This is a genomic window from Streptomyces cavernicola, assembly GCF_029968035.1.
GTDB lineage: Bacteria > Actinomycetota > Actinomycetes > Streptomycetales > Streptomycetaceae > Streptomyces > Streptomyces cavernicola.
Genome location: NZ_JASCIQ010000010.1, coordinates 200,890 through 211,690, shown reverse-complemented (window position 1 = coordinate 211,690; position 10,801 = coordinate 200,890). Strand labels below are relative to the sequence as shown.

Annotated in this window: 12 protein-coding genes and 1 pseudogene; 4 read left to right on the top strand and 9 right to left on the bottom strand. The window is 67.7% G+C overall.

The genetic code is table 11. The features are described 5' to 3' along the window. The 4 genes and pseudogenes from QIS96_RS12265 to QIS96_RS12250 form a co-directional block, all read right to left on the bottom strand. Positions 1-199: hypothetical protein (locus tag QIS96_RS12265; RefSeq protein ID WP_282542530.1), on the bottom strand; the 199-nt coding region annotated here is incomplete at its 3' end. A gap of 296 nt (positions 200-495) precedes the next feature. Continuing rightward, positions 496-843, bottom strand: a pseudogene (locus tag QIS96_RS12260) (ASCH domain-containing protein); the annotation flags it as partial. Next, positions 840-1,958 (bottom strand): hypothetical protein, encoded by a 1,119-nt coding sequence (locus tag QIS96_RS12255; protein ID WP_282542529.1) that lies wholly within the window; start codon positions 1,956-1,958, stop codon positions 840-842. The gene QIS96_RS12255 and the pseudogene QIS96_RS12260, both read right to left, overlap by 4 nt. 28 nt (positions 1,959-1,986) lie before the next feature. Continuing rightward, positions 1,987-2,463: an ATP-binding protein gene (locus tag QIS96_RS12250; protein WP_282542528.1), complete on the bottom strand. Its 477-nt coding sequence runs from the start codon at positions 2,461-2,463 to the stop codon at positions 1,987-1,989. 103 nt (positions 2,464-2,566) lie between these two features. On the opposite strand from QIS96_RS12250, the gene QIS96_RS12245 reads away from it, so the two are divergent. Further along, positions 2,567-3,901, top strand: coding sequence for a helix-turn-helix domain-containing protein (locus QIS96_RS12245; RefSeq protein ID WP_282542527.1), 1,335 nt, complete (start codon positions 2,567-2,569; stop codon positions 3,899-3,901). Further along, the gene (locus tag QIS96_RS12240) at positions 3,898-4,719 is read left to right on the top strand and encodes a class I SAM-dependent methyltransferase (protein WP_282542526.1); all 822 of its coding nucleotides are present in this window, start codon (positions 3,898-3,900) and stop codon (positions 4,717-4,719) included. Before QIS96_RS12245 ends, QIS96_RS12240 begins: the two co-directional genes overlap by 4 nt. 244 nt (positions 4,720-4,963) lie before the next feature. Here QIS96_RS12240 and sodN read toward each other — a convergent pair whose 3' ends face one another. Next, the gene (sodN, locus tag QIS96_RS12235; protein ID WP_187811750.1) at positions 4,964-5,359 is read right to left on the bottom strand and encodes a superoxide dismutase, Ni; all 396 of its coding nucleotides are present in this window, start codon (positions 5,357-5,359) and stop codon (positions 4,964-4,966) included. Between the two features lie 225 nt (positions 5,360-5,584). Between sodN and sodX the strand changes: the two genes are divergently transcribed. Further along, on the top strand, positions 5,585-6,022 hold the full coding sequence (gene sodX, locus QIS96_RS12230; RefSeq protein WP_282542525.1) for a nickel-type superoxide dismutase maturation protease: 438 nt from the start codon (positions 5,585-5,587) through the stop codon (positions 6,020-6,022). Here sodX and QIS96_RS12225 read toward each other — a convergent pair. Continuing rightward, positions 5,926-6,555: a CGNR zinc finger domain-containing protein gene (locus QIS96_RS12225; RefSeq protein ID WP_282542524.1), complete on the bottom strand. Its 630-nt coding sequence runs from the start codon at positions 6,553-6,555 to the stop codon at positions 5,926-5,928. The two genes, sodX and QIS96_RS12225, sit on opposite strands and share 97 nt — an antisense overlap. A gap of 102 nt (positions 6,556-6,657) precedes the next feature. Here QIS96_RS12225 and QIS96_RS12220 point away from each other — a divergent pair, with 102 nt between their 5' ends. After that, on the top strand, positions 6,658-7,434 hold the full coding sequence (locus QIS96_RS12220; RefSeq protein ID WP_282542523.1) for a class I SAM-dependent methyltransferase: 777 nt from the start codon (positions 6,658-6,660) through the stop codon (positions 7,432-7,434). A 61-nt stretch (positions 7,435-7,495) separates the two neighbouring features. On the opposite strand, the gene QIS96_RS12215 is transcribed toward QIS96_RS12220, so the two are convergent. From QIS96_RS12215 to QIS96_RS12205, 3 genes are read right to left on the bottom strand one after another with little or no spacing between them, the layout of a single operon-like run. Then, positions 7,496-8,257 carry an amino acid ABC transporter ATP-binding protein gene (locus QIS96_RS12215; RefSeq protein WP_282542522.1) on the bottom strand — a complete coding sequence of 254 codons (762 nt, stop codon included), beginning with the start codon at positions 8,255-8,257 and terminating at the stop codon, positions 7,496-7,498. Continuing rightward, a complete protein-coding gene (locus tag QIS96_RS12210) occupies positions 8,254-9,186 on the bottom strand; it encodes an amino acid ABC transporter permease (protein WP_282542521.1) in 933 nt (310 codons plus the stop codon). Before QIS96_RS12210 ends, QIS96_RS12215 begins: the two co-directional genes overlap by 4 nt. A 30-nt stretch (positions 9,187-9,216) precedes the next feature. Continuing rightward, on the bottom strand, positions 9,217-10,167 hold the full coding sequence (locus tag QIS96_RS12205; protein WP_282542520.1) for an ABC transporter substrate-binding protein: 951 nt from the start codon (positions 10,165-10,167) through the stop codon (positions 9,217-9,219). Positions 10,168-10,801 lie beyond the last annotated feature (634 nt).

Here is a 10,801-nt window from a genome sequence, read left to right as displayed (position 1 = left end):
AGTCCACAGCCCAGCCCTCGCTGGACGCCAGCAGACGACTCACCGCACCGTGCGCCTCACCCGCGTGGTCGTCGAAGGCATCCGCGAACTCACGCAACGCGTCGGCCATCTCGCGGTAGTCGTCCTCGTCCACGTTCGGCCAGTTGATGCCTGCGAAGTCGAGAAGCGTGTCCACCCAGTCGGGCAGTACGTAGCCCATCCCCCGTTAACCTCCCCCGCAGTCTGCGCCCGAGCGCCAAGACTGATAGATGCTGTGCATCACATACGCGAATATGATCTATCCGGCACCGGAACTGATGACTCAGGGCGAGGATCAGTCGGTTCCGTCCTTCAACGCACCTGGCTGGATTGAGTAATAGCCGGGATGCCATCCACGGAAGGCGTTGTTGAAGGGGGCGGTTGCAGACCCTCTCGGCTTCCCCGGGTTGTGGGGCTCTCTGCGGCAGGTTCGGCCTCACCACACGACGTCCTGAGCGGAAGGCTGCGAAAGTCTTTCACCAGCTGGATCTCGATGGCGAGGGCGCCGAGATTCTCCTTCTCGGGGCTGTAGATACTGCGCATGTTGGTCAGTTGTTCGCCGTGAGTGGCCTTGGGGTTGACGTTGGAGGGGCCCTCTCCGTCCAGGAGCGCCTCGAAGCTTGGGTACTCGGTCACGCGCAGGACGCGGACGTCGCAGGTCTCGTCGGTGCCCTTGATGCGGAAGCGAATGATGTCGCCGGCGGCGAGGTCTTCCAGGTGCGGGTATTTCACCCGCACCTCGATGGTCTTTGTGCCCGCCGCCACGAGCTCGAAGTACTTGCGGTAGAGGTGGAGTTCGCGGACGCGGGCGGTGGTGTCGCTCATGGTGCGGGGATGCTCCTGGTCGCTGGGGTGCTCATCATGCGGCCGATCTCGGCAGCGGAGTACGAACGGAAGAAGTGGCGCGGGTCGGCGAGCAGGGTCTCGGTCAGGGCGAGCAGTTGGTCGGCGTACTCGGGCAACGAGCCGGGCCACTGCCGGGTGTCGAGCATCCAGTCGGCCGCGCCGTCCGGCAAGGGGGCTCGGCCTTCGCGGATCAGGGATTTGGACAGTTTGGCTCCGGTGTCTGTGACGACCTGAGGGCAGAAGAGGCGGGCCGGGAGTTGGGCGCGGGTGAGGCCGACGGCCTGGTGAGCCTCGTCGACTAGATGTGAGCCGAAGACCCAGTCGCCGCCCTTGATCATGATGTGCAGGGCGTTGTGCGGTGGGCCGACGAGCGCGAGTTCCTTGACGAGGTTGCGGTACAGGGTGGCCAGGTCGAGATAGGCGCCCTCGGTGGGGGTGATGCGGACCTCGTACGGGCCGTGGTGGAGGCAGACGGCCTTGACCAAAGCCGTTTCCGGGGCCGCGAGAAGGACCTGTGTACGTTCGGCGTGCTTCTCCGCCCAGCCGCATCCGGGGCGCGGGCACGGGACGCGGACGTGTGGTGTCCCGGTGGACGGGGCCAGCCACCAGCGGGCGGCGTCGATGCGGGGGAGGAGCCGTAACCAGGTGCGGCGGAAGTGCTCGCCGGCCTGCTGCTGGGTGTACGTCTCGACGCGGAACGGGACGCCCGTGCGGCGCGACAGCATCGCGAGCAGAGGTCCGGAGGGCCCATCGACCAAGGCGGCCAGGGCTTGCTCGCCGAGGGCCTGGGCGTAGGCGCGCTGGTAGCGGTGGCCGGTCGCCGGGTCCGTGGTCAGGTCGTACGGCGCGTTGTCGAGAGCTCCGAAGAGGACTTCCGCGGGCAGGCCGAAGCGGTTCCGGAGGCGAGCCGCCACTGCGAAGGCGAGGGACTGCACGAGCGAGGTGCCGATGTGCGGGGCGCCGTTGATCTGCGTGCCGACGACCAGGACGAGTTTCTCGGGTGGGGCCGCCTGGATACGTGGGGAGAGCACGTCCTCGGCATGAGTGAGAGCGTTGGCCAGCACGGTGTTCGGCGAGACGGGCATGAACGTCATGAGGAACTCCCTTGCTTCGGATGGGACTTCATTCGGCTAGGGCGTGGGGGTGCTCGTGCCGGAACGTCGACCAGACGCGTTTGCCAGGACCATGTCGGGTCGTGAGTCCCCAGGTGTCGGCCAGGGCTTCTACGAGGAGGAGGCCGCGGCCGCCGTCGTCGGCCTCTTGGGCAGTGCGTGGTGACGGGGTGCCAACTCCGCCGTCCTGTACATCAAGCAGCACGTGCGAGCCGTGGAGTTCGAGGCGTACCAGGATCAGCCCGTCCGCAACCGGCGCATGCAACAGCGCATTGGTCACCAACTCGGATACGCACAGGCGGACGTCGTCTAGGCGTTGCATGTGGCCCCACCCGGTAAGAACCTCCGCGACGAACCTGCGGGCGGCTGGCACGTTGGCCTTGCGTCGGGTGAAGCGCCTGGAGTGGTGTTCGACGGCGGCACTTAAGGGCTGCTGATTCTGGTTGGGCTCGCGTGTCGTTGGCTCATGGCATGTTCCGTTGGGCATGCCAACAGCCAATCGCGGTAGCTCATTTGGGTCGGGAGCCAGCGCGGGGGCCAATCAAGGGGCCACGATGAGGGCCACAGTTCGTACACCGCGAGGAGTCGGGATGGGCGAAACCGGCATCGGCGCCTTGCTCGTCCAGCTGAGGACTGAGCGTGGCTGGACCCAACAGCGGGTCGCCGATGAGTGCAACGCCCTGGAGGGGCGCGCCGCGAAGACGGGCAAGGAAATCGGGCGGTACGAGCGTGAGGTTCGTGTCCCGGTGCCGTACACCCGGCGATTTCTCGCTCTGGTCTTCGACGTCGATGTCGCCCTGCTCGACCGGGCCGTCGCAGTCAGCAAGCGGAAGACCAGAGGAGTGGACGTAACTGGTGCCTCGCCAACTGGTGAGCCGTGGTCGCCGGCCTCACGATCCGAGGTCGCCGAGACTGCCGCAGATGCCTCGTCGTCAGCGGAGTTCGCTCGATTCATTGCCCAGCGCAACGCGGACGAGTTTGTGGTCGAACAGCTCGACGTCGACGTGGCCCGGCTGGCGCGCGCCTACGTCAGTCACCCCTTGATGGAGTTGTACGTCGAGATCCGGCAGTTACGCGATGGGGTGTTCAGCCTCCTGCGTGGGCGGCAGCGGCCGCGCCAGACAAGCGACTTGTACGTATCAGCCTCCCGGCTCTGCGGGCTGTCCGCCCACGTCTGTCTGGACCTTGGCCATTACGACTCGGCGGCGACCCACGCCCGGACGGCTCGGGCGTGCGCCGAGGCTGCTGGGCGTGAGGGGCTGCTCGCGTGGGTGCGGGCCGTGGAGTCGTTGATCGCCTACTGGACCGGCCGGTACGAACAGGCGGCATGCCTGGCGCAAGCAGGACGCCGGCACCGGGCGGGCGGCAGCATCGGAGCACGCCTGGCCAGTCTGGAGGCAAGAGCGCTCGCAATCGCGGGTGATGGACAAGGCGCGGGGGCTGCATTGGTCGACGCCGAGCGTGCCCGTGAGCGGGAGCAGGTAGCAGACGAGATCCCAGGAGTGTTCTCTTTCCCGATGGCCAAGCAGTTCACGTACGCCGGGACGACACACCTCGCCATCGGCGGACGCGAACACGTTCAGCAGGCAATCGCCAGTGCTGACAAGGCAGTTCAGCTCTATCGCTCTGCGGACCGCGACGACCAGTCGGTGGGCGACCTCTTCGCCGCGCACGTCGACCTCGCGCGAGGGCAGCTACTCCTTGCCGACATCGATGGTGCCGAGGCCATGCTCGGGTTCGTGCTCGAAGCACCGCCCGAGCGGCTCTCCGCAAGCATCGTCCGGCGACTTGTCGATCTCAGCCGCGAGCTGAACGGACCGCAGTACGGTGGAGCCGCGCAGGCCACACAGCTGCGCGAGCGACTCCAGCACACGGCCGTTCTCGCGGCCCTGCCCGCCGCCCGTCCACCGGAGCTGCCGAAGTGACCGACCTCTCCGCCGCCCACGACGCCGCCGTGACCGACCGCGACCGCCTCGCCGGGAGGGCCTACAACGGTGACCGGGACCTCGCCGCCCGGCAGTCCCTCTACCAGTGGCAGCGGCCCCGCTACGATCTGCCCGGCATCGTCGCCAACCACCTCGCCGCCGTGCACGGACGGGTCGTCGATGTCGGCTGCGGGAACGGCAAGTTCATCAAGCGTCTGCGTCAGGACCGACCTGACCTGGAACTTCTGGGCCTGGACATCGCGCCCGGCATCCTCGCCGATGTACCTGGCGCGGTCGCGGTGGCGGATGTGGCGAGGCTTCCGCTGGCATCGGCGAGCGTCGACGCCGCTCTCGCGATGCACATGCTCTACCACGCCCCGGACATCCCCCAGGCCGTACGAGAGCTGTCCCGCGTCGTGACCGACGACGGCCTGCTGATCGCCTCCACCAACAGCGACCGCGACAAGGCCGAGCTGGACGAACTGTGGGTACGGGCGGCCGGTGACGTACTCGGGACCGACCGAGGGCCGGCTCGGGTCTCGCTCAGTGCCCGCTTCTCCCTGGAAAAGGCGCCGGCCTTCCTCGGCGAGGAGTTCGACCGCGTCGAGACGACCGAGCTACCCGGCACCATCACGGTCACCGATCCCGAACCCGTGGTCGCACACATGGCCTCGTACCAGGCTTGGGCGGATCAGCACGACGTGCCCTTCGAGGCCACGATCGCGCGGGCCCGCACCATCCTGGAGGAACACATCGCCCGGCACGGGGCGTTCGAGATCCACTGTCTTGGCGGCATTCTCGTGTGTCGCCGCCGCTGAGAGGCCAGACCGGGCCAGACAGTCTCCCTTGCGCAACCGCGACCCGGAGATCAGTCGCTGCGCGTCGCCCAGACCTCGAGGTACGGGGACCCGGACGACCGCGAGGCCTGCTGGAAGGCTGCCTAGACGTGCCCCGAGCCCGGGACGTACGGCGGGAGCAAACGAAAAACACCCGGCTCCGCGCGGATGCCGGGTGTTCTCCGTCGACGAATGGTTCGCCGGATCGTTCGACGAAACGCGAAGGTCAGGCCTTCTTCGTCTCCCAGAAGATCTTGTCGATCTGGGCGATGTAGTCCAGCGCCTTCTGGCCCGTGGCCGGGTCCGTCGACGCCTTGGCGGCCGAGAGGGCCTTCAGGGTGTCGTTGACCAGCTGGTGCAGCTCCGGGTACTTCTCGAAGTGCGGGGGCTTGAAGTAGTCGCTCCAGAGCACCGAGACGTGGTGCTTCGCGAGCTCGGCGCGCTGCTCCTTGATGACAACGGCGCGGGCCTGGAAGTGGGCGTCGTCGTTCGCCGCCATCTTCTCCTGGACGGCCTTGACCGACTCCGCCTCGATGCGGGCCTGGGCCGGGTCGTAGACACCGCAGGGCAGGTCGCAGTGGGCGCTGACCTTCACCTTGGGGGCAAACAGGCGGGAGAGCATTGAGCTGTCCTTCCTCGTGATCGTCTTCTCAGGGGGGACATTACTCCGTGAGAGAGGGGATTTCGCGGGCGGCCCAGAGGCTGGGACGAAAGTCCGGGGTCGAACCGGGACCCGAGACGGATGCGAACGGCAGACTGGTGGCATCCGTTGACATGGGTCGCATGGCATGGGTCGGATGACACGCGTCGGACGACATGCGTCGCGACGACGGGCGAGAGGTGCGGGATGCGGGAGCAGGGCAGTGAGCCGGGGCGGGCCGGTCAGGCGCGGGCGCCGTTCGGTGTGGCCGAGGTGCACGGGCCCTCGATGGTGCCCACGCTGCGCCACGGCGACCAACTGCTCGTCCGGTACGGGGTGCGGGTCCGGCCGGGTGACGTCGTCGTCCTCCGCCACCCGTTCCAGCAGGACCTGCTCGTGGTGAAGCGCGCCGTCGAGCTGCGCGAGGCCGGCTGGTGGGTGCTCGGCGACAACTCCTATGCGGGCGGGGACAGTACGGACTACGGGACCGTGCCCGAGGAGCTCGTCCTCGCCCGTGTCGTCGGCCGGTTCAGGCCGCGGCCTTCGGGTCAGCGCTCACCGTTCAGAGCACTGCTCTGGGCGCTCTCCGCCGTACGTCCGGTGCTGTGCGACCGGTCGGCCTCCTCGCGCTTGCGGGCGCGGTAGGCGGCGACGTTGGCGCGGGTCGCGCAGCGGTCCGAGCAGTAGCGCCGGGAGCGGTTGGTGGACGTGTCCAGGTATGCGTTGCGGCAGGGCGTCGCCTCGCAGATACCGAGCCGCTCCACGCCGTGCTCGGTGAGGTGGAAGGCGAGGCCCATGGAGGCGATGGCGGCGTAGCCCGCGGTCGCGTTCGACGGGTGGTCGGCCAGGTGCATGTGCCAGAGCGGGCGGTTGTCCTCGTCGCGGTGGTCGTGTCCGGAGATCTGCGGGCTGACCGGGAATTCGAGCAGCAGTGAGTTGAGCAGGTCGACGGCCAGGGTCTCGTCGCCGCCGTCCGCCGCCTCGAAGACCGCGCGCAGCCGGGCCCGTACGGAGCGGAACCGGGTCACGTCCGCGTCGGTGGCGCGGCGGGCCGCGGTGGAGTTCGGCCCGAAGAGGTCCCGGACCGCGTCGACCGAGGTGAGGGAGTCCTTGTTCCGGGCCGGCTCCTCACTGTTGACCAGGCGCACGGCATAGTCCGAGTAATAGGCCAGTTCCACTTGTAGTCCTTACGGGGGCGGGCTATCGTCGAGCTTGCAGAGGTAATGGGCGCTTCTGCGTCCAGGGTATTACGTACTCGTGATGTCGTACGGGAGGGTTCCATGACCGAGACCACCGCGGGAACCACGGCGGGCGCGGCCGACTGGCAGGCCTGGCAGTTGAGCTGGGACCGGCAGCAGGAGTGGTACATGCCGGACCGCGAGGAGCGGTTCCGCGTCATGCTCGACATGGTCGAGGCCCTTGTGGGGCCGAAGCCGAGGGTCCTCGATCTGGCCTGCGGCACGGGAAGTATCACGGACAGGCTGCTCAAGCGGTTCCCGGAGGCGACGAGCACGGGCGTCGACCTCGACCCGGCGCTCCTCGCCATCGCCGAGGGCACCTTCGCCGGGGACGACCGCGTCACCTTCGTCACCGCCGACCTCAAGGACCCGGACTGGCGCGCGAAGCTGCCGTACGACTCGTACGACGCGGTCCTCACCGCCACCGCGCTGCACTGGCTGCACAGCGAACCGCTCGCCGTGCTCTACGGCCAGGTCGCCGAACTCGTCCGGGACGGCGGGGTGTTCATGAACGCCGACCACATGCCCGACCCGTCCACCCCGCGCATCAACGCCGCCGACCGCGCCCAGCGGCACGCGCGCCAGGACCGGGCCAAGGCCGCCGGCGCGCTTGACTGGGCGGACTGGTGGCAGCTCGCCGCCAAGGACCCGGTCCTCGCCGAGCCGACCGCGAAGCGGTTCGAGATCTACGGGGAGCACGCCGACGGCGACACCCCGCCCGCCGAGTGGCACGCACGCGTGCTGCGCGAGCAGGGCTTCGCCGAGGCGCGCACGGTGTGGGCGTCGCCTTCGGACGGGTTGGTGCTCGCGGTGAAGTAGCCGCCGAGCACGGGAAGAGGGCGGTACCGGAAGCCCCGTACCGCCCTCAACTACCCAATGGCTAAAGCACCTTGGACAGGAACGACTTCGTCCGCTCGTGCTGCGGGTCGGTCAGGACGTCCCTCGGGTTACCGGACTCGACCACGACGCCGCCGTCCATGAAGACCAGGCTGTCGCCGACCTCGCGGGCGAAGCCCATCTCGTGCGTGACGACGATCATCGTCATGCCGGACTCCGCGAGGTCGCGCATCACGTCGAGGACGTCACCGACCAGCTCGGGGTCGAGAGCCGAGGTCGGCTCGTCGAAGAGCATCAGCTTCGGCTCCATGGCCAGGGCGCGCGCGATGGCCACGCGCTGCTGCTGGCCGCCGGAGAGCTGCGACGGGTAGTTGCCCGCCTTGTCGCCGAGGCCCACGCGCTCCAGGAGCTGGCCCGCGCGCTCGCGTGCCGCGGCCTTCGACTCGCCCTTGACCTGGACCGGCGCCTCCATGACGTTCTCAAGGGCCGTCATGTGCGGGAACAGGTTGAAGCGCTGGAAGACCATGCCGATGTCCCGGCGCTGCAGGGCGACTTCGCTGTCCTTGAGCTCGTGGAGCTTGTCGCCCTTCTGCCGGTACCCGACCAGGTCGCCGTCGACGTACAGCCGTCCGGCGTTGATCTTCTCCAGGTGGTTGATGCAGCGCAGGAACGTCGACTTGCCGGAGCCCGACGGGCCGATCAGGCAGAAGACCTCGCCCTGCTTGACCTCCAGGTCGATGCCCTTGAGGACCTCGACGTGCCCGAAGGACTTGTGCACGTTCTCGGCCTTGACCATGGCGTTCATCGGGCGACCTCCGGACGGCGCAGCGACAGCAAGTTGGCCTTGACCTTCTGCCAGGGCGTCGGCGGGAGTTGCCGGGACGAGCCACGGGCGTAGTGCCGCTCCAGGTAGTACTGCCCGACGCTGAGGATGGAGGTCATGATCAGGTACCAGGTCGCGGCGAGGAACAGGACCTCGACCGTGGCGCCCGAACTCTGACCGATGTCCTGCGCGTTGCGCAGCAGCTCGTAGTACTGGACGGCGGCGACGAGCGACGTCGTCTTCAGCATGTTGATGACTTCGTTGCCCGTCGGCGGGACGATGACGCGCATCGCCTGGGGCAGGACCACACGGCGGAGCGTCTTGCTGTGGCTCATACCGAGGGCGTGCGCCGCCTCGGTCTGGCCCTCGTCCACGGACAGCAGACCGGCACGGCAGATCTCCGCCATGTACGCGGCCTCGTTCAGGCCGAGTCCGAGCAGCGCCGTCAGGAACGGCGTCATGAAGTCCGACCACTCGTCCTTGTAGATCGGGCCGAGGTTGATGTACTCGAAGACGAAGCCCAGGTTGAACCAGACGAAGAGCTGGACGAGGACCGGGGTGCCGCGGAAGAACCAGATGTAGAACCAGGCGATGGACGACGTCACCGGGTTCCGGGACAGCCGCATCACGGCGAGCAGGATGCCGCCGCCGACGCCGATCAGCATCGAGAGCACGGTCAGGAGCAGGGTCTCCCGCATACCGCTGATGATGCGCTCGTCGAAGAAGTAGTCGGGGATCGCTCCCCAGTTGATCTTGCCCTGCGCGAACGCGTAGACGATCGCGCCGAGCGCCACCAGGGCGATGAGGGCCGAGAGGTAGCGGCCGTAGTGCCGCACCGGAACGGCCTTGATGGCTTCAGGGGCCGCCGGAGGAGTGTCCTCCGGGCCCTTCTTTTCAGTGTCCACAGTCACGAGATGCCTTTCACCGACGACGCGGAGTCGTCACTTGCCGCCGTTGATCTTGGCCTCGGTGACGGCGCCGTCCTTGACGCCCCACTTCGAGATGATCTTGTCGTACTCGCCGTTCTTGATGATGGCGTCGAGCGCGGCCTTGATGGCGTCCCGCAGTTCGGGGTTGTTCTTGGGCACCGCGATGCCGTACGGAGCTGCTTCGACCTGCTCGCCGACCAGCTCGAAGTCCTTGCCGCCGCCGGAGGTCTTCACGGCGAACGCGGCCACGGGGAAGTCGGAGGAACCGGCGTCGGCGCCACCGGAGCGCAGCCGGGTCTGGGCCTGCTGGTCGTTGTCGAAGGCCTCGATGGCGATCTTCTTGCCGCCCTCGCACTTCTTCGACTCGGCCTTGGCCAGGTCGTGCGAGACGGTGCCGCGCTGCAGGACGACCTTCTTGCCGCAGAGGTCGGACCAGGTCTCGATGCCCTGGGTGTCACCCTTCTTGGTGTAGATCGAGACGCCCGCGTTGAAGTAGTCGACGAAGTCGACACCCTCGCCGACCTTCTTGCCAGTCTCGGAGTCGATGCCGTTCTGGCGGTCCTTGGTGTCCGTCATGGCGGACATGGCGATGTTGTACCGCTTGGAGCGGAGACCGCCGAGCAGGGTGTCGAAGGTGCCGTTCTCGAAGGCGAACTCGACGCCGAGCTGCTCGCCCAGGGCCTTGGCGATGTCCAGGTCGATGCCGACGACCTTGCCGTCCTTGTCCTTGTACTCGACCGGCGGGTACGCGATGTCGGAGCCGACCTTGACCACACCGGCGTCCTTGACGCTCTTCGGGAGCTTGTCGGCGAGCGGGGCGCTCTTGACGTCGGAGCCGCCCTGGCTGGCGTTGGTCTGGTCACCGCAGCCGGCGAGGAGCAGAGCGCCCGAGACCGCAACGGCGCCGACCGCGAGTATTCGTGTCCTGCGAGCGGCCGAGCGACGGGTGGTGCTTGCGGTCATGGTGGTGCCTCCGGCAGGTGAGGGGGACGTCGTACGGGGTGGAGGGTGGGGAAGCGCCGAGCGGCGCGGCCTCGCGTGTCCCGCATCTTGCCATTCGGACGTCCGGATTTCGGAGGGTCGCTATGTCAAAATCGGATAACGGGGCGAGCCTGAGGGTGTGCGGTCCGTCATTGAGCGGAACGGGGCGTAACCGGTGAACAGCCGCTAACTATGCGATCTCCGGCGAATCTCGCCATGTGGACAGATCTTTCCGGGTATTCAGTGTGCGCCTTGTCTGCTTTTGTGGCGACTTGGATGCACCCGCTTCGGGGTGGCCGCCCGTACTGCCGGTACGGCCCCGGCGGTGCAGGCAACGCCGCAGGTGGGAAGCGTGCGGGCAATTCCCGGTGACCGTGCGATGAACGATGATCGTTCGTTTTCCGTACGGGCAAAAGGCCCTTACCGGGCAGTGACCAATGCCGCTCGCCCGTCCGTGCAGTCTTCAGGTAAAAAGGGCTGTTACACCCCTCATCCGGGGCTCAGGGCGCGTGTGCGGCGCGCCCGCGCGTACGTACCTCCCCTCGTGGAGGCGGGCCAACCGCCGAGACGAGACACGGACGCGGTGCCCGCCCACCCCTAAACCAGGAGTGGTCAC